Annotated in this window: 16 protein-coding genes; 11 read left to right on the top strand and 5 right to left on the bottom strand. The window is 45.2% G+C overall.

Annotated elements, in window-relative coordinates; genetic code table 11:
• Positions 1–32 precede the first annotated feature (32 nt).
• The 4 genes from MN202_RS15215 to MN202_RS15230 form a co-directional block, all read right to left on the bottom strand.
• Positions 33–1,367, bottom strand: a complete 1,335-nt coding sequence (locus MN202_RS15215; protein WP_335736991.1) for an O-antigen ligase family protein — start codon at positions 1,365–1,367, stop codon at positions 33–35.
• 98 nt (positions 1,368–1,465) lie between these two features.
• Positions 1,466–1,903: a hypothetical protein gene (locus tag MN202_RS15220; protein ID WP_335736992.1), complete on the bottom strand. Its 438-nt coding sequence runs from the start codon at positions 1,901–1,903 to the stop codon at positions 1,466–1,468.
• On the bottom strand, positions 1,890–3,869 hold the full coding sequence (locus MN202_RS15225) for an EAL domain-containing protein (protein WP_335736993.1): 1,980 nt from the start codon (positions 3,867–3,869) through the stop codon (positions 1,890–1,892). The genes MN202_RS15220 and MN202_RS15225 overlap by 14 nt, the downstream gene beginning before the upstream one ends.
• Before the next feature lie 84 nt (positions 3,870–3,953).
• Positions 3,954–4,559 (bottom strand): transglutaminase-like cysteine peptidase, encoded by a 606-nt coding sequence (locus tag MN202_RS15230; RefSeq protein WP_335736994.1) that lies wholly within the window; start codon positions 4,557–4,559, stop codon positions 3,954–3,956.
• Positions 4,560–5,019: 460 nt separating this feature from the next.
• Here MN202_RS15230 and galU point away from each other — a divergent pair, with 460 nt between their 5' ends.
• The 10 genes from galU (at position 5,020) to MN202_RS15280 (ending at position 15,624) form a co-directional block, all read left to right on the top strand.
• Positions 5,020–5,985, top strand: coding sequence for a UTP--glucose-1-phosphate uridylyltransferase GalU (galU, locus tag MN202_RS15235; RefSeq protein ID WP_335736995.1), 966 nt, complete (start codon positions 5,020–5,022; stop codon positions 5,983–5,985).
• 106 nt (positions 5,986–6,091) lie between these two features.
• On the top strand, positions 6,092–7,435 hold the full coding sequence (locus MN202_RS15240; protein ID WP_335736996.1) for a UDP-glucose dehydrogenase family protein: 1,344 nt from the start codon (positions 6,092–6,094) through the stop codon (positions 7,433–7,435).
• Between the two features lie 4 nt (positions 7,436–7,439).
• Complete coding sequence (locus MN202_RS15245; protein ID WP_335736997.1) at positions 7,440–8,411, top strand: NAD-dependent epimerase; 972 nt, start codon at positions 7,440–7,442, stop codon at positions 8,409–8,411.
• Positions 8,404–9,264 carry an ATP-grasp fold amidoligase family protein gene (locus tag MN202_RS15250; RefSeq protein ID WP_335736998.1) on the top strand — a complete coding sequence of 287 codons (861 nt, stop codon included), beginning with the start codon at positions 8,404–8,406 and terminating at the stop codon, positions 9,262–9,264. Before MN202_RS15245 ends, MN202_RS15250 begins: the two co-directional genes overlap by 8 nt.
• A 41-nt stretch (positions 9,265–9,305) precedes the next feature.
• The gene (locus tag MN202_RS15255; RefSeq protein ID WP_335736999.1) at positions 9,306–10,082 is read left to right on the top strand and encodes a WecB/TagA/CpsF family glycosyltransferase; all 777 of its coding nucleotides are present in this window, start codon (positions 9,306–9,308) and stop codon (positions 10,080–10,082) included.
• A 72-nt stretch (positions 10,083–10,154) separates the two neighbouring features.
• Complete coding sequence (locus MN202_RS15260) at positions 10,155–11,315, top strand: polysaccharide biosynthesis protein (RefSeq protein ID WP_335737000.1); 1,161 nt, start codon at positions 10,155–10,157, stop codon at positions 11,313–11,315.
• 1 nt (position 11,316) lies between these two features.
• Complete coding sequence (locus MN202_RS15265; RefSeq protein ID WP_335737001.1) at positions 11,317–12,255, top strand: glycosyltransferase family 2 protein; 939 nt, start codon at positions 11,317–11,319, stop codon at positions 12,253–12,255.
• Positions 12,256–12,277: 22 nt separating this feature from the next.
• Complete coding sequence (locus MN202_RS15270) at positions 12,278–13,546, top strand: O-antigen ligase family protein (RefSeq protein ID WP_335737002.1); 1,269 nt, start codon at positions 12,278–12,280, stop codon at positions 13,544–13,546.
• Positions 13,547–14,683, top strand: coding sequence for an endo-1,4-beta-xylanase (locus tag MN202_RS15275; RefSeq protein WP_335737003.1), 1,137 nt, complete (start codon positions 13,547–13,549; stop codon positions 14,681–14,683). It begins immediately after the preceding gene.
• 23 nt (positions 14,684–14,706) lie between these two features.
• Complete coding sequence (locus tag MN202_RS15280) at positions 14,707–15,624, top strand: glycosyltransferase family 2 protein (protein ID WP_335737004.1); 918 nt, start codon at positions 14,707–14,709, stop codon at positions 15,622–15,624.
• Between the two features lie 196 nt (positions 15,625–15,820).
• Here MN202_RS15280 and MN202_RS15285 read toward each other — a convergent pair whose 3' ends face one another.
• Complete coding sequence (locus MN202_RS15285) at positions 15,821–16,456, bottom strand: PEP-CTERM sorting domain-containing protein (protein ID WP_335737005.1); 636 nt, start codon at positions 16,454–16,456, stop codon at positions 15,821–15,823.
• Positions 16,457–17,095: 639 nt separating this feature from the next.
• Between MN202_RS15285 and MN202_RS15290 the strand changes: the two genes are divergently transcribed.
• Positions 17,096–18,493 (top strand): undecaprenyl-phosphate glucose phosphotransferase, encoded by a 1,398-nt coding sequence (locus MN202_RS15290; RefSeq protein WP_335737006.1) that lies wholly within the window; start codon positions 17,096–17,098, stop codon positions 18,491–18,493.
• Positions 18,494–18,502: the final 9 nt, after the last annotated feature.

Raw genomic sequence — 18,502 nt, forward strand, 5'->3', positions numbered from 1 at the left:
TTTAATGTTTAATAAAATAGCAATCAACTGGTTTATTGTTGCAAAAAGCCTGGTTGTTGGCTGTTATGGTAAGCCAGTTGGCTAAGTGCCAGTATGCTGACAAATAACAAGGCATTAGCCGGTGCCTGCAGGTTAAAATCTACTGTGTTGTGCAGCAGCATATGCAAATTAGCCATCATAGCGCCAAAGGCAACCCCTTTGTAAAAGCGGGTGTTACGCCGGCGCATAGTTTGCAGGCATAGCCATAGCGCATACAGTTGCCAGGCGCCCAGCAGTAGGGTTAGCGGCACGCCGAGCTCGATAGCAAATTGCAAATAATCATTGTGAGCATGATCATAAAATCCGGTATACACGCCTTGTTGGTAAGCCGGAAACACCGTGTAAAAGCTGCCGGCGCCGCTGCCGGTTAACCAATGCTGTTCCAGCAACGGCATACTGTGTCGTACCACTTCATCACGGGTTTCACCGGCAAAGCTGGTTTCTTCAAGCCGTTGTTTTACTTTTTCTACGCCAAACATGGCGCCGATAATAATTAAATCCAACACAAAAATACTCAGTACCAGCGGCTTTAGCAGTCGCGGCGGTTTTTTATAACAGAAAATAGCCAGTAAGGCGGTGACGGCCAGCGCAACAAAAAATGCACTGTTACCCATGCGCGAGCGACTTAATATCAGGCCGATTACCATTACGACTACCGCCAGCCGCAACAGCATCTTGGTACTGAGTAAGGTGCCGAGCGCATCGCGTAGTTTAGCTTTAGTATTGCCGCGGTGTTTTTCTGTAGCCAGCTCACTGATGATCCAGCCAATAGCCAGGCTAAGGCACAATGCCAGATAGTTAGCAAAATGGTTTTGGTACACAAAGCTGCCGCGGGCGCGATCGCCCTCAGCAACAGCGAATAGTGGTGATAACTCCAGGCCGGCCAGATTGATCATACTGCCATAGGCGGCTTGCAAGGTACCGCTGATCACTATAGCCAATACCAGGGTTTGCATGCGCGATACGCTATCTATGTATTGGCATAGCAACCAGATAAACAGCAGCAAAAACAGGCTGCGCTGCGCTAACATCAGGCTGTGATAGGGATCTGCTGATGAAATGCCTGGCACAAGTTGCATGGCTTGCAACAACATATAAGCTGCGGTGAGTGCCGGTACCGCTAAAAATCTGGCTATCCAACGTGCACGCAGTAGCGGCATAGCGCTTTGAAAAGCATTAACACAATGCAGGCCAACACCCAGTGCTATCAGGCTATGTAATACCGACCAGGCCCAGATGCGGTTAGAACCGAGTGGAATAGGAGCCCAAATTAGGATCAGGCCCAAAAACAGCGGCATAAAGCGGCTTATTGATGTTTGCGTGGTCATGCTGATATTACTGCTGGCAGTCCGTTGTCAATAACGATGAAACAATCTTTATAAAACAAAAAGGGCCAGAGGCCCTTTTTTAAACAGTGATGTGCTGCTTAGTTACCAGATACGGTACCGCCGCCGCCACCGCCGCCGCCGCCGAAGCCCGGTGCGCCAGGCGCTGGCAGAGAAACGGAAGTCGTTGAGCCAGTAACCTGAAAGCCGGCAGTTTGGCCGGCAGCAGTTTGCGTGTCAGCAACAACCTGAGCAACTTGTGTCGGATCAACACCTGCGCCTACTGCAGCGGTCAAAATAGTATCAGCGTCAATGCCTGCTTCTGCAGCTGTCTTTAAAATAGCGTCGATAGTCGCCTTATCACCGTTGGCGGCCGCGATAGCATCGGCAATCAACTGGTTAGCTGTTTCTGGAGCAGCGGCAAGTTGTGTTGTTAAATTAGTAGCATTAAATTGTGCAGGTTCCTGTGCAAATACTGCGCCTGAGCACAATAACATAGTGCACGCGGTACCCAGCACCAGAGCTTTACGAAGCATCATAGGTATCTCCATTGGGGTTAAGTAATTGGGTAAGAGTATAGGGGATTTTGTTTTTGCTGGCATCTTCTTTTTTGCTTAAAAGGGTAAAATTTGTTATTTCGTTGACAGCGAAGCCTTGAAATCCATCTATATTCAATAGCTTAAGTTTGTTTATGAAATTTTTACTTTCAAGGTGAGTTGTTAACACTTTAATGCCTACACTATGGCATATTTGTGTCAAGGTGCTGATAACAAACCGGTTATTGTCAAGATCCGGCGCTGCTGAAAAACTGGCATCAAGTTTAACATAATCAATGTCTAAGTTCTGAATATGGCGTAAAGAGGTTAAATTTGCACCGAAGCGTTCAATTACTACACTTATGTTACGTTTTTTAAGCTCAGTGATAAGCCGGGCGCATTGCTCTGGTAATTGCAGCAGGCTGCTTTCTGCAATTTCGACCAGCAAGGCTGGCAGTTGGTCTGCCTGCTGATCCAATTGTTGCAACAACCAGTTGCTAAGGACGCTGCTTTGTAAAACGGCTGAACTGATATTCAGGGCTACAGCGCCGCCTTGCAGTTGCCGTAGGTTATCGAGGCTAAACTGCAGCATTTGTCGCTCCAGTTCATCTGCCAAGCCAAGTTTTTGCGCCATGGCCAGCACTTCCAGTGTCGACAGTTGTTGCTGATCGACCACAAAGCGTAATAAGGCTTCGGCGTACAACAACTGGCCGTTGTTATCGACAACTGGTAACAATAACAGTTGTATATGTTTGCTGGTTTGGCCGCTGCTTAACAGGCGCTGTAACAACGCTTGCCACTGCTCGCGGCCAATTGCCGCCACTTCGGTGGTTTTGGCATCGATATGCCAGCTGTTTAGCATAAACAGCGTATCCTGAGTTTGCAGGCTATCAAGCCGGGCCATCATTTTATCAAAGGCTTCGTCAGGTGCGACTAACAAGCTAACGGCACTGGCAAAACCATTGTCGTAACGGGCACTGTCATGGTTTTGCAACAGTTGCTGCAACTGCAGATCGGCATCGGTTGCCTGTTGTTTGGTTAAAGTGCCAAGTAAGATAAACTCAGAGCCTGAAACGCGGTAAGTCTCAAGCTGAGGGTGCAGTTGCTGCAACAACTGTGCAGCCTGTTTCACATAGTCGTCACCGCTGTTAAAGCCGAGCTCGGTATTTACCTGTGACAATGAGTTCAACGTGATCATTGCTACATACAAATCATTGTGGGCTTGTCTGGCGTCGTCACGCAACGCGGCTAATCGTTGCTGCATGGCGCGGCGGTTAGGCACTGCGGTAAGGGGATCAAGATAAGCTTCTTGTAGCAGAAGCTCTGCTTGCTGGTTTTGTTCGTTAAACACCTGGCCAATATTACGTACCATCACATTTAAAGCGGACATAACAGTGCGTAGTTCACGGGTGTTAGTGCGGTGCTCGTTCTGGCGGAACTCTTTGCGCGTGACGGCCTTTGCCTGTTCGGCAATATGGTAAAGCGGTTTTAGTAGCGCCCGTAAAATAAAATGGATGCTCAGCGCTGCCAGTAAAAATAACAACAACGCTGACAAGGCATTGCTTTTAGTTTGCTGCCACAGTGCCTGCTGAGCCAGGCCGGTGTGCGATTGCACAGTTAACTGCCCCAGGTTTATCCAGCCATCGCCAATCTCGCTTTGCATCAGTGGCGCATTCAGTGCAAAACGATTGGCAAACCATAGCGGCACATCGGCTTGTTGCTGATGCTGCAGGTTAAGCAGTTCTTGTTGCTCGTTGTTAATAAAGCGGATTTGCTGGTAATAGCCAGAATCAAACAAACTGCTGGCCAGCGTATGTACCAGTACCAAATCGTTGGCATCGCTGGCGCTGATAGCCAGCCCCAGGTTATGCGCCGCGTCACGGGCATGTGAGGCCAGTTGTTGATCCAAATAATCGCGCATGGCATAAGTGCTGTTTAGCAGGCTGGCGGCGAAAGCAAAAAAAGTCATGCAGATGATCAGCGCATAAAACTGCGATCGTAAAGAAATTCCGTTCTTAAACACGCTTATAACGTCCTTGTAATACCTGGCTGCCTATTTATCATGTTCTATACGTTCGAGCAACTGTTTCCATTGTGATACACCGGGACTGTTTTCCACTTTTGTCCCTAACCCCTGCGCTTTTGCCATCCATACTCCGCTGGCATTAAAGGCATATACCGGCCGCAGATCGGTGCGTTTATTAGCCGGCATAATAGTGGGGTTAATATTGTCCAATACCAGCGGATACTGGCCTGGTTTTTCGGTGTAGGTCAGCACCATGTGTGGCTCATCCCAGTTCAGCGCCCGCACATACATCAGCCGTAATTTGGTTTCGTCTACACCCATAGCGCGCAGGGTAAAATATTTTAAAATGACATAGTCTTCGCAATCACCGGCTGCCGATTGCAGACTTTGTAATGGTGTGGCCCAGTAGTCACTTTTGCCCCAGTGACCCATGTCATTTTTGTAGCTAACCTGACGGTTAGCAAAGTCGTTGGCTTTGTGTAGCTTTTGCCAATCGCTGCTGCCGCGGCCATCATTAATCAACTGTTGCCAAAGCTGCAGCCGGTTAAGTGCATTTTCGCCATATTCAGCCAGGGTAGTTTGTAAAAGTTGCGGGCTAAGACTAAAGGGCTCGGTGCGGGTAAACACCGCCATACTGCACAGTGCAGCGCAAAAAAACAGCAAACAGGCAAATGTACGCCTTGGTAAATAAAGCGCAACATTAAAATTTAATCTTGGTAACGTCAAACTGTAGCTTAGGCGCAATATATAACAGCCATTGGTAATCAATCACTTATCTTGCCTGACTATAGCTGTTGCGCCTTCGCAGCGCAATTTGCAAGCGGCAAACGTCAGCAAAATGTCACAAAGCACAGTTAAATTAGCTTTGACATTCTATTTTCTGGACGTAAAATTGCAACGCTTGACAGGATGCAGCACCCGGTGCCATGGATGAACGCCTTACCGCTTCAGGTATTTCCTCGTTGTTTTGCTATTTTACCTCTGAATTAATTATAAGATGCTGAATTCTGGCTTCACCTGATAATGTTGCAAAAATGTATTTTTATTGTGTTTTAAATGATTGATTGGATATTTAGCTTTTAAGGACGTTTCTATGTCATCTTCGTTATCTACAGGTTTACCTAATCGCATTACTAAAGCTGTTATCCCGGTAGCAGGTTTGGGTACCCGTATGTTGCCAGCTACCAAGGCGATGGCAAAAGAAATGTTGCCGGTTGTTGACAGACCGCTTATCCAATATGTGGTGCAAGAAGCCGTTGCCGCAGGCATTACTGAAATTGTACTGGTAACGCACTCATCAAAAAACAGCATAGAAAACCACTTTGATACCAGCTTTGAGCTGGAAGCTACGCTGGAAAAGCGGGTAAAACGGCAGCTGTTAGAAGAAGTGCGTGCCATAGTGCCGAAAAATGTCACTATTATATCGGTGCGTCAGCCTGTAGCACTGGGGCTGGGCCATGCCATTTTATGCGCCCGCCCTGTGGTTGGTGACAATCCCTTTGCCGTATTGCTGCCAGACGTATTAATAGATCAATACCAGTGCAACCTGAAGAAAGACAATCTGGCCGCTATGATCGCGCGCTTTAACCACAACAGCGCCAGCCAGATAATGGTAGAGCCGGTACCACATGACATGGTTAACCAATACGGCGTGGTGGATTTAAACGGCACTGATTTAGGTGCAGGTTGCACGGCAAAAATTCATGATATGGTGGAAAAACCCGCCTTAGAAGATGCACCCAGTAACTACGCCATTACCGGCCGTTATGTGTTATCTGCTGCCACCTGGGATTTACTGGAGTATACTCCGCCAGGCGCCGGTGATGAAATTCAGCTTACCGATGCTTTACATCAACTGCGTTTATTAGAGCAACTCGAAGCCTTTCGCATAGTGGGTAAAAGCCACGATTGCGGCACCAAGCTGGGGCTGCTGCAAGCCAATATGGAATACGGCCTGCACCACCCGACACTGGGCGCACCGTTAAGGGCCCATATGCATAAGCTTATCAGCGAGCCGCTAAAAAAGGTTGAGCTGGAGTTAGCGGTTGCACAGTCGTAATATAGCCATCCGGTTTTAAATAAGCAGCGAGTGAGGCTTTGCCGTTAAGCGCAGGTAAATGCCGCATTTTGCATGCTGACACAGTAATTTTTAAGGAAGACGCGTCGTGAAAGTAACAGTATTTGGCATTGGTTATGTAGGCTTGGTGCAGGCGGCAGTGTTAGCCGAAGTAGGCCATCAGGTAATGTGCGTCGATGTAGACCAAAAGAAAGTAGATAACCTGAAAAAAGGTATTATTCCAATATATGAGCCGGGCTTAACGCCGCTGGTAGAGCAGCATTATGCTAATGGCAATCTGCAATTTACTACCGATGCCCAAGATGCCGTAGCACATGGTGAAGTGCAGTTTATTGCCGTCGGTACCCCACCTGATGAAGACGGCAGTGCCGATTTAAAATATGTACTGGCGGTAGCTGAAACCATCGCCCGCTTTATGAGCGAGCCTAAAGTTATTATTACCAAATCAACGGTGCCGGTTGGTACTGCCGATAAAGTCACCGCCAAGGTACAACAGACTCAGGCCAGCCTGAATAAAACTGTTGAATTTGATGTGGTGTCTAACCCTGAGTTTTTAAAAGAAGGCGCAGCGGTAAACGACTGTATGCGTCCGGACCGCATCATCGTTGGCACTTATAACAACAACCCGATTGATCTGATGCGCGAGCTGTACGAGCCCTTTAACCGTAACCACGACAAAATGGTGTTTATGGATGTGCGCAGCGCCGAGCTTACCAAGTATGCCGCTAACTGTATGCTGGCGACCAAAATCAGCTTTATGAATGAAATGGCCAATTTGGCCGAAATTCTCGGTGCCGACATAGAAAACGTGCGCAAAGGCATAGGTTCTGATCCACGTATCGGCTATCACTTTATCTATCCGGGTTGTGGTTATGGCGGTAGCTGTTTCCCTAAAGATGTGCAAGCGCTGATCCGTACCGCTGAGGGCGAACATTACCAGCCGAAAATTCTGCAGGCGGTTGAAGAAGTAAACAACCGGCAAAAATTCAAATTGCCTGGTCTGGTAAAGCAGCATTTTGGTGCTGAACTGGCAGGCAAAACCTTCGCACTATGGGGCTTAAGCTTTAAGCCTAATACCGACGACATGCGTGAAGCCAGCAGCCGTACCCTGATTACCGAGTTGATAGCCGCCGGTGCCACGGTTAAAGCCTACGATCCGGAAGCGATGGAAGAAACCCAGCGTATCTTTGGCGTAAGCGACGAATTGGTGCTGGTAGGCACCAAAGAGGCCGCGCTAAAAAATGCCGATGCCTTAATTATTTGTACCGAGTGGCAGCAGTTTAGAGCGCCTGATTTTGACCTGATTAAGCAGCAGCTGAAAAACGCCGTTATTTTTGATGGCCGCAATATGTTTGACCCGGCTCGGTTAAGCAAAAAAGGCTTTGTTTACTACGCCATCGGCCGCGGCGAAAGCGTAAAAAAGGTTAACTAATACTATGAAATACTTAGTAACAGGCGCTGCTGGTTTCATTGGTATGCACACCGCCAAAGCCTTACTTGAGCAAGGCCATGACGTAGTGGGTATTGATAACCTGAACGATTATTACGATCCGGCGCTAAAGCAAGCCCGTTTAGCCCAGTTGGCACCTTTTACCAATTTTCGTTTTATTAAACTGGATTTAGCCAACCGCGAAGCGATGGCGCAGCTGTTTGCCAGCGAGCAATTTCAGCGGGTTATTCACCTCGGTGCCCAGGCCGGGGTGCGCTACAGTATCGAAAACCCCATGGCCTACGTCGACTCCAACCTGGTTGGCACCATGACCATTTTAGAGGGCTGCCGGCACAATAAGGTTGAGCATTTGGTGTATGCCAGCTCCAGTTCGGTTTATGGCAACCAGCAAAAGGTGCCGTTTAGCGAAACCGACAGTGTAGACACGCCCATTTCGCTGTACGCGGCCACTAAAAAATCCAATGAGTTAATGGCGCACACCTATAGCCATTTATATCAGTTGCCAACTACCGGTTTGCGCTTTTTCACCGTTTACGGCCCTTGGGGCCGGCCCGACATGGCACCCTGGTTGTTTACCGAGGCGATAAGCCAGGGCAGGCCAATTAAGGTGTTTAACAACGGCGATTTAATGCGCGACTTTACCTATATCGACGATATTGTAGAGGGCATAGTGCGCATACAAGATGTGCTGCCAAACGCCGCGCAGGGCGTGCCCTACAAGCTGTACAATATAGGTAATAATCAGCCGGTTAAGTTGGAAAGCTTTATCAGTACCATCGAACAGGCTCTGGGCAACGTTGCGCAAAAGCAGTACCTGCCAATGCAGGATGGCGATGTGTATCAAACCTATGCCGATGTAAGCAGCCTTAGCGCAGTAAGTGGTTTTACACCTAAAACGGCATTAGCCGAGGGCATAGCGCAGTTTGTCGAGTGGTATAAAGGTTATACCAATGATTAAAAATTATATTAATCATCTGCTTTTGTTTTTGCCGCAAAGTTTAAGAATAAAAATTAAGTTTTTTTTGCGGTTAGGTTATTGGCCGGATTTAAATAACCCGATAACTTTTAATGAAAGAATCAACCACAGAAAAATAAATGCAAATAATGAGTTGTTCAATATTTGTGCGGATAAGCTGGCCGTTCGTGACTATATAGCAGATAAGATTGGGTCTGAATATTTAATTCCACTTGTTTACAAAGGCGATTCAGTTACTGCAGAGCAGCTGAAAGCTTTTGGTAAAGATATCATTGTGAAAGCTACACATGATTCAGGGAATGTTTTCATTATTAAAGATAGCAGCGCAGATTATGTGGGTATTGCACGTAAAGTAAATAAGAGCTTATTGTTTGATTTTGGGCGAAGAGCTGATGAACCTTGGTATAGCAAGATAGATGCTAAAATTATTGTAGAGAAGCTTTTAAAAAAAGCGGATGGTTCTCAGCCTGAAGACTATAAATTTCATGTTTTTAACTGCCATGATGGTGCTGAAATTATTCTGCAAATAGATTATGACCGATTTAATGGCCACAATAGAACATTCTACAGCAGAGATGGGGTTGTTCTCGATTTTGGACTAAAACACAAAAATTTGTACCGCAGTTTGCCAAATATTGAAAATTTAGAACTTATGTTCGATTTAGCATTAAAAGCAGCTAATGATTTTGATTACGTTAGAGTGGATTTTTACAATGTTGAAGGGGTAATTTACTTTGGTGAATTAACCTTTGCGCACGGTACCGGTTTTGAACGTTTTTCCAAAAGAGAACAGGATCGTGTTTGGGGAAACTATTGGAAAAAAGCTACCAGATAATATTGTTTTAATTATTAGTTTAATTTGATAAGGATGCTGAAGTGCATAAGCCAGAATTTGATAATGTTAGTGTAGGTGGTATTGCTACGGCTTGTGTCGGCAGAAAGCAGCTTGCTGTTTTGGTTGGGCAAATTTGTGAAAATTATGTAGAAAAACAGTCGCCGTTTGTTATTTTTAGCAACAATGGTCACGCTATTTCTATTTATAACTCGGATAAAGAAGCCCGTGAGCAAATGGACCAGGCCGATTTAGTGCATGCCGATGGCCAAAGTGTAGTGAGCTTTTCGCGCTGGTTCAACAAAACCAATGTGGTGCCAGAGCGTACAGCGACGACAGATATGATTCACGATATTCCGAATTTTTATCAGCCAACCCTGAAGCATTTTTTATTGGGTGGCAAAGAAACCTCGGTGTCTAAAGCCGGAGAAATTCTGGCACAAACCTATGCTAATTTCGATGTTGTGGGCCATCAGCACGGCTACTTCACTGATGATGACGAAACCGCTATTTGTGACGCTATTAACGCCGCTAAGCCAGACGTATTGTGGGTAGGGCTGGGTAAGCCAAAAGAGCAAATTTTCTGCATTCGCAATAAACACCGTTTAAAGGTGCCGGTCATTATTTCCTGTGGTGGTTGTTACAACTACATCACCGGTGAATACCCGCGCGCGCCTATGTGGATGCAAAACGCCGGCTTAGAATGGTTATTTCGCATGGCGAACGACCCGCGCAAGTTGTTCGTGCGCTATTTACTAACCAACCCACATGCCATTTATTGCGTGATAAAGCACGGTTTAGCGAAGAGAACACCAGCTTAAATGTCGGATAAGCTTCCATTTAAACGTGCTGTGGCCGCCATTGGTGGCTCTGCAGGAATGGCGTTAACCAGCTTGGTGCTGGCGCTTTGCCTTATGCAAAAGGGTAGCGCGGAAGAATATGGTTTATTTGCATTTTTACTGGTCACTCAAGCACTTGCTAACGGTATATCAAATGCGTTGCTAGGCTCCCCTGTATTAATTGCTTTAAGCGAAAATACGCCACAGGCCGCGCAAAGCATTCGCAGCTTTATGCTTGCCAATTTATTGCTCAGCTTTCTTTTTGCTGCTGTACAAGCAGTTATTGTGCTGTCTTTTGTTAATTCAATTGATATAGCTCTGGTGTATGCCATCAGTGCTTTTACGACTACCTTGCGCTGGTTTGCCCGGGCTTACTGCAACAATAACCATCAACACAGTAAAGTCGTAACCTCGGATGCTTTATACAGTTTGGTTAGCCTGACAGCTGCCGTAACGCTATATCTTACAAGCAATGTCAGCCTGTTTAGTTTTGGTCTAATTACTGCAGCCGCAGCCGTACTGGCATTGCCAGCCTTAGGAGCTGATTACGCTAAATTGCAATTTGTCAGAGCTTTTAAGGCAAACTTAAAGGGTTTTGTTCAGGGATTTCAGCGGCAGGGTAAGCATGCCCTTGTTGGGGTGATATCCACAGAAGGGACGCTAAATTCTCATTCTTATTTAGTGACAATATTGTTCGGCCCTGCAGGATTTGCACCTATAGCCGCCGCCGCGTTGTTGTTCCGGCCGGTTATGGTGGTGCTAAATAGCTTGACACAGATAGAGCGGCCAAGACTTAGGTCTATGCTTGTTGAGAATCAGTTTGAAGAAGCAAAAGCATCTTTAAGCCGTTTTCGCGTTATAAACATGGTTTTTTGGCTGCTTAATAGCCTTGCTGCAGCAGTAGTACTTATATTTTTTATTAATATTTATTGGAAAGATGCACTATCGCAGCCGGCATTAATTTACGCTGCAATATTTATATCACTGATACGGCTTAGCCGCTCTGTCAGCAGTCCGTTTAGCGTTTTTTTGCAAGCAGCTGATAAGTTCAAAGATTTGAGTTTGGTGACGGTAAAATCATCGCTGTTAACTATTCCACTGGTTTATGTCTCACTGCTTGTTTTTGCGCCATCATTTTCTCTGCTGGGTATATTGCTTGGCGAGCTATTTGCGCTTTGTCTGTTGTTCAGACTCTATCGTAGGGTAAAGCTTTAATATGAAAAATTTAAATGTTGTTATTGGTATACCTACTTTTAAACGCCCGCAGGGCGTCCGGCGCCTGCTGGAGTCTGTTGCAAAACAAGTTGCAGATTTTGATATTACGGTGCTGGTTGCCGATAACGAGGGCGATAGTGGCATTGGTTTAGTAACCGTGCAGCAGATATTAGCGGAAGGGTATCCGCTGCCGTTAAAAGGCATAGCAGTAAATGAGCGCGGTATTTCGCAAGTACGCAATGCTTTAATGCACGAGGCGTTCGACAATATGAAAGCTAATTTGTTGGCGATGATTGACGATGATGAGTGGGTTGAACCGCAGTGGATTGCATCTTTAGTAAAAATTCAGCAGCAAACTAATGCTGATGTAGTAGGTGGCAGTGTTGCACCAGAGTTTGAAGTACCAGCGCCAGTCTGGGCTAAAGGGCTGCATATATACTACCAGTCTGACTCTAATTATTCCGGCACTGTTGAGCTGATAGATGGCACTACAAACGTATTGCTTAGCCGTCATATTGTCGATGCTTATCCTGAAGAGCGGTTTGATCCATTTTATTCGTTGGTAGGTGGCGGTGACAAAGAGTTTTTTACCCGTATTAAACGGCGCGGTGCTACCTTTGCATTTGCGCACGAAGCTCAGGCCCATGAAATTTTTGGCGCCTCACGTCTGACGAAAAAATGGGCTATTGAGCGGGCCTTTCGGATAGGTGCCGGTGATATGCGTATTATCGGTAAAGGCAATCCATCGGTGCTAGTTTGGTTAAAAGAATTAGTTAAACTCTTAGCTGCCACAGTAGTGTCAGCATTATCTATGGTGTTATTGGCTGCTATTCCTCACAAAAGAATGAAAGCTCGGTTAAAACTTGCAAGGCAGATGGGGAAAATCAGTGCTTTTTCGGGAGCCCAAAAACAGGTTTACAGCAATATTCACGGTAGTTAGATAGTGTAGGGTTATAGTTTAAATGTTGCTTACAATTCCGGCTTTTGACAACAAAAATATTGCCAGCATAACGTTGGCTTTAATGTTTGCGTTTGCTTTTATCGGCTTATCCCCGATTGCAGTCATGGACGATTCTAACAAAGCGTTAGATGAAATGGGGGGATCAAGTTTATTGAGACAAGTTGTTTACCTGGTGTTTTTTGCTGTAAGTTTTGTCTGCTACAAAAGCAGAATAAACCCAAATGATTTTAAAAAATGTCTATCACTATGGTTACTGCTTGGTTGGTGTTTATTGTCTGTGTTTTGGGCTGATCATCCTTCAATTTCACTTCGACGAGTTAGTCTGTTATTTATTACTACTGCAACAGTATTTATGCTTATTAATACTCTTAGTTTTGATCAGGTTATATCCAGCATTTCCAAAGTTTTAGCGGGCATGATAGTTGTCAGTGTTATCTCTGTTTTTTTTATTTCCGGTGCAGTTCACACCGGGGCAGAGTTGTTAGATTCAGAATTGGTTGGTAACTGGAAAGGAATTTTTATTCATAAAAATCATGCCGGACCAGCTCTTGTATTTGCAATTGCTCTTTTTCTCTTTAATTTTCAGCGAACTAAGCGGTATGGCTGGTTAGTCATGGTGATTTTGTCGTTGATTTTTTTGTTTTTTACAAAGTCTAAGACGAGTATGGCGCTACTTGTGCCGTGCTTGGCTTTTGGTTTTTGTATGTATAAGCTCACGCTCCATGAGGGGTTAAAACGCGCAGTCACCGTTATGTTTTTTGTATGTCTAACGGCCTTTATAGTTCTGATCCCTACACTCCTAGAGTTCTTTATTGCACTTTTTGATAACCCTGAAGCCTTTACTGGCAGGGCAACTATTTGGAACATGGTCTATCTCCTGATTCAGGATCATTTTTGGTTTGGTATCGGTTTTGGCTCTGTCTGGAGTGTGGGTGAAGACATGAGGTTGGTTGACTATGCGACCGGCTGGGTGGATTGGGTATTTACGTTGACTCACGCACATAATGGCTATCTTGAAATCTTTGCAGCAACAGGTTTTGTTGGATTTTTATTGTGTATTGTTGCACTTGTGATTACCCCATTTTTAAAAGGCATCTCGAATGCTTTTTATGACTCCCGGTTTATATTTTTATACTTCACTACATTTTTGTTTTTTGTTCTGCACAATCTATTAGAAGCGGATTATCTCAACGCAGCTGATGGGCGTTGGCTTATTATTTTAATAATGCACTTTTGTCTGTATCTGAAAAACGAAAGGAGCATGCTGTAAGTGAGTTTTGTTTTTAAGGTACTTATTAAAGCTATCTTGCTGGTTTTTTTTGTGTTTGCATCCGGGATAAGTGCTATGTCACTTAAAGATGCTTACAAAAACGAATTTTTAATAGGCGTTGCACTGGCAAACAAAGATTTAACTAACTCCAGCATTACAACTATCGCTAACAACGAATTCAATACAGTTACAGCAGAGTTCGGCATGAAAATGACGAGTATCTTACCCGAGTCAGGAGTTTACAATTTTGCTTGGACAGATCAGTTATTTGGTTTTGTGAAAAAAAGTGGCCATTTCGTGGTTGGCCATACGCTCGTTTGGCACAAGGCTCTTCCAGAGTGGCTCTTCTGTGACAGAATGGGACAAAAGCTAAAACGCGATCAATTGTTGCTTAAACTGCAGCAGCATATAAATACCTATGTCGGCAGATATCGCGGGCAAGTGCTGGGTTGGGATGTGGTTAATGAGGCCTTCAACTACGATGGATCTTTTCGTAACAGCCCCTGGTTGGAGATAATCGGTGAAGACTATATCGAAAAAGCCTTTGAATTTGCTCATCAAGCCGACCCAAATGCAGAGCTGTATTACAACGATTACGGGCTGGTAAATCCGAAAAAGCAAGCTGCGGTGGTTGCATTAGTCAAACGGCTAAAGAAAAAAGGAATACCTATTCATGCAGTGGGTATACAAGGCCATTACAGTTTGACCTATCCAGATTTAAACAAGCTTGATAAAACCATAGCGCGTTTTGCAAAGTTGGGCGTTAAGGTAATGATTACAGAGTTAGATGTGTCAGTGCTGCCGTTTCCTGGCGTGGAGGAGCGAGGTGAAGATGCTGTTATCAGTGCAGAACGTTTGATCGAATTAAACCCATACCCAAATCAGCTTCCTGATGAGATTCAGCAACAACTTACTAGCCGCTACCGAGATTTGTTTTGTGTATTTTTGAAACATCAAAGTGCTGTTAGTAGGGTTACATTTTGGGGGTTAACTGATTCCCGAAGTTGGCGTAATAACTGGCCTATAGAAGGACGTACAGACTATCCACTTCTATTCGATCGCGCTTTAAATGCCAAACCAGTCGTAGACGCTTTACTGGAATTACCGGCATCACGTGATGATTTTTGTAATTTTTGAGTCAACGACAAGGATTCGTAAAGATGCCACAACCGTTGTTTAGTGTTGTAATACCAGCCTATAACCGGGCGCATTGTATACACAGAGCAATATCTTCTGTTCAGAAACAAACGGAACAACGATTCGAAGTTATTGTGATTGATGATGGATCTTCAGATGGAACTGAACAAGTTATTGCTGAAATATCTAAAGACGAACCTCGTTTGCGTTATATAAAGCAGGAAAATGGCGGTGCCACAAAAGCCAGAAATACCGGCATCAAGTCTGCGTCTGGCAGTTACATCGCATTTCTGGATTCTGACGATGTGTTTTTACCTCATCACCTTGAGCAGGCGATGTCAGTGCTGGACGGAAGTGAACACACCGTTGTTTACACTCAGGTTGTTGTAGATAGGGGCAATAACCTCGAATTCGTAAAGCCTACGCGTGGCCCTAAGGTTGGAGAACACATTTCTGAGTATCTATTTTGCAGCCAGGGTTTTGTACCAACTATCACGCTGGTCGTCCCGACAAAATTAGCTAATGAGGTTTTGTATGATGACACTATTGGCTATGGTGACGATATGGATTTTGCAATTCGTCTGGTAGCGGCAGGAGGTGATTTGACAATGTTGCCCAACCCAGGCGCTATTTGGCAAGACACCTGGAGTGAAAGTCGTTTATCCAGCTCGATTGATCCGGTTAAACGCTTATCTTGGTTAAAAACCATCAAACCGCTGCTCACCAAAAAAGCCTACTATGCGGTGCTTGGACGCTCAGTCGCTAAAGGGTACTCACAACGTGGGCAAAAGCTAACAGGGTTTCGTTACTACTTTAAATCTTTGTTTAATGGAGGTTTCACGCCAAAATCGGCTGTGATGTATTTTTTCCAGATATCGCTATCAAATAATCAGTATCGTAAATTCTCTGATGTACTGGCAAAACTGGGTTTTAGACCCTGACTTTATGTTGGCGTGATGACGGACAGTCATGATCAAATGGATGCTGCTGGAATAAATATAGTGCCTAAGGTCTCTTAGGCATTTCCGTTTATTAATAACGTGATAAGTCAGATAGTTAAAAGCTGTAAAACATTCTGACGCAAAACAACAGGCCCCGCATTGCGGGGTCTGTTGTTTTTAGAGCTACTATTGTTTACTACTTGGCCGTTTTTCTGCGGCTAAAGCCCAGGCCGGCTAAGGCCAGGCCAAATACTGCCAGGCTGGCCGGTTCTGGTACTACTGAGAATTGTACCTGTGTAACCGTGTTGTTGTTGCCTTCAAAACTGGACACCGCAGCCCAGCTACCCGTTAACCAGCTGTTGTCAGGTAAAAAGCTACGAACGTCACCGGTCCAGAAATCAATGCCGGTTAAGCCCGGGGTTGTTTGCAGGCTTTCTACATCGTCCCAGGAAATATAGGCATACCATGAGGTAGCAAGATCCCAGCTATTCGTCGTGGTGTTGAAGTGGTAAAACTCGGTAAACCATTCTAACAAACCATCATCCCAACCCAGGCCAGAGTCACCATTGTCGGTTGTGCGATCCAACGCGGCTAAATCCAGCCGGCTGGCGATACGGATATCATCGTTCATAGAAAACAGATTTTGTGGCAGCAAGGTGGAGCCGGTGGAATACGGCGTAGGGAAGCCACCTACGTCGCCATTACCTGATGCCAGGTAGCTGACCGCGCCCGGCGCAACGCCAGTTTGCGAAGTTTGAATTAACGCCGCCTGGCTGCTTAAGCTCAAGCACAGGGCGGCAACAGATAAAGCAGACTTTAAAAAAATGTTCATATTTATCACCTATGTTATAAAACTGATATGTTTTAGCAATAATCGAGCCAAAAATAAAAGCTATAAATAACAGTAAGATATAATTAGCATTGTTTCTAAGTGTAAGATTTTATGACATAAATTTGCGTTGTTGGCCAATACCGGCTGACAGTGGCTGGGCAGGACAAAACGTAGACTTAGCCCATTTATATTCGAATCGTCGTCTTAATGTCATAATGGCATGCTGTAATTTGTTTAAAAAGTAACCTTTAAATGTAACTACTATGTATTTTGTGCTTTGCCTAGCTCATAAGGTATTAATAAATAAGGGTAATATATTTTAATTAGAAATAACTGTTACAGCATTAAATAGATATTAAGGCACCATATTAGTGAGTTGTTGCACATAAATTGTGCAGGTAATTTGCGGTTAAATTGCTGTTTTCTATTTGTAGCCTGTTTTTCTTGCATTAGACGGGCAATATGGTAAATTGTCGGCGTTTTAAGTACAGCGCAATTTTGCTATGTCCAGCGTTACCCTACGCAGTGCCAGAGAGCAAATAACACCTGACAGACTTCAGCTTAAGATGTCAGGGGGTAGGTATAGGACAATTTTGCTGAGGCTGTAACGCTTTACCCCGGTTAAATGGAGTTAACACAGTGAACAAGCAAACCTTTCGTTATACGGGGCATGCCTCGTCTGTTATTTATCGTTTGATCGATCTGCTGATATTAGCTGCGGTGTTTGTCGTTGGCGTTAAGCTGTACGACGTTACACTAAACAGCAAATATGCACTGCTACTGTGTGCTTATCTGGTGTGTTATTCCTATCTGGCTGAGTCAGTGCAACTGTATCGCTCGTGGCGCGTTGGCCGCTTTTCCCGCATGTTAGCGCTACTGGCCCTGGTACACACGCTGGCGTTTTTACTGGTACTGGCAGCCCTGTTTGTATTTAAACAATCGGAAGCCTTTTCGCGCGCTGTATTAGTGGGCTGGTTTGTTGGTTCTATTTGTACTCTGGTGTTATGGCGCTGTTGCGCCAAAATGGTCAAAACCGTGCAGCGTCGGCGCGGTTTAGCTATGCAAAAGGTTGCCATTATTGGCGCCACTGACAGCGGGTTTAATTTGTTCCGGGAAATATCCAACCACCCCGAATTGGGTTTTGAATGTATTGGCTTTTTTGATGATCGTGCTGTCGAGCGTCTGCCACAAGGCGTGCAATCGCATTTGTGTGGCGGTTTTAACCAGGCTGTAGAGCTGGCCCGCAGTGGTGAACTGGTTAAATTGTATATTTGCTTGCCGATGCTGGCTGAGCAGCGCGTAGCGCAAATGATAACTGAGCTGGGCGATACTACCGTCGACGTTTTACTGGTGCCAGACTTTTTAATGAAGAACCTGATGCACGGCCGCATTGGTAATGTCGGTGATGTAGACACCATCAGTGTGTTTGAGTCGCCGGGTTTTGGCATACAGAATTTTTATAAGCGCAGTTTTGATCTTGCGTTTAGTTTTACGGTGTTAGTGGCTATTTCTCCGTTGCTGCTGTGTATTGCGTTGGCGGTAAAACTGACGTCTAAAGGCCCGGTGTTGTTTAAACAAGACCGCTATGGTCTGGATGGCCGTCGCATTGGCGTGTACAAGTTCCGCTCTATGCGCACTATGGACAACGGCGGTAAGGTGGTGCAGGCAACACGCAACGATAGCCGCATTACCCCTGTTGGTGCCTTTTTACGCCGCACTTCTCTGGACGAGCTGCCACAGTTTTTTAATGTCTTAATGGGCGAAATGTCGGTTGTTGGGCCGCGGCCGCATGCTGTTGCACACAACGAAGAATATCGTAAACAGGTTGCATTTTATATGTTGCGCCATAAAATGCGCCCCGGCATTACCGGCTGGGCTCAGATAAATGGCTGGCGTGGTGAAACCGACACGCTGGAGAAAATGGAAATGCGGGTCAAGTTTGATCTGGATTACATTCGCAACTGGTCGCTGTTATTCGATATAAAAATAATCTTAAACACCTTGATCAAAGGTTTTGTTAACAAAAACGCTTATTAATAAGGACGT

This window comes from Rheinheimera muenzenbergensis, from assembly GCF_036984005.1.
GTDB classification, from domain to species: domain Bacteria; phylum Pseudomonadota; class Gammaproteobacteria; order Enterobacterales; family Alteromonadaceae; genus Alishewanella; species Alishewanella muenzenbergensis.

What these genes read in the sequence shown, in the direction of transcription:
- MN202_RS15215 (WP_335736991.1), bottom strand. Translation starts at nt 1,367, where the DNA reads ATGACCACGCAAACATCAATAAGCCGCTTTATGCCGCTGTTTTTGGGC.
- MN202_RS15220 (WP_335736992.1), bottom strand. Translation starts at nt 1,903, where the DNA reads ATGATGCTTCGTAAAGCTCTGGTGCTGGGTACCGCGTGCACTATGTTA.
- MN202_RS15225 (WP_335736993.1), bottom strand. Translation starts at nt 3,869, where the DNA reads ATGACTTTTTTTGCTTTCGCCGCCAGCCTGCTAAACAGCACTTATGCC.
- MN202_RS15230 (WP_335736994.1), bottom strand. Translation starts at nt 4,559, where the DNA reads ATGGCGGTGTTTACCCGCACCGAGCCCTTTAGTCTTAGCCCGCAACTT.
- galU (WP_335736995.1), top strand. Translation starts at nt 5,020, where the DNA reads ATGTCATCTTCGTTATCTACAGGTTTACCTAATCGCATTACTAAAGCT.
- MN202_RS15245 (WP_335736997.1), top strand. Translation starts at nt 7,440, where the DNA reads ATGAAATACTTAGTAACAGGCGCTGCTGGTTTCATTGGTATGCACACC.
- MN202_RS15250 (WP_335736998.1), top strand. Translation starts at nt 8,404, where the DNA reads ATGATTAAAAATTATATTAATCATCTGCTTTTGTTTTTGCCGCAAAGT.
- MN202_RS15265 (WP_335737001.1), top strand. Translation starts at nt 11,317, where the DNA reads ATGAAAAATTTAAATGTTGTTATTGGTATACCTACTTTTAAACGCCCG.
- MN202_RS15270 (WP_335737002.1), top strand. Translation starts at nt 12,278, where the DNA reads ATGTTGCTTACAATTCCGGCTTTTGACAACAAAAATATTGCCAGCATA.
- MN202_RS15280 (WP_335737004.1), top strand. Translation starts at nt 14,707, where the DNA reads ATGCCACAACCGTTGTTTAGTGTTGTAATACCAGCCTATAACCGGGCG.
- MN202_RS15285 (WP_335737005.1), bottom strand. Translation starts at nt 16,456, where the DNA reads ATGAACATTTTTTTAAAGTCTGCTTTATCTGTTGCCGCCCTGTGCTTG.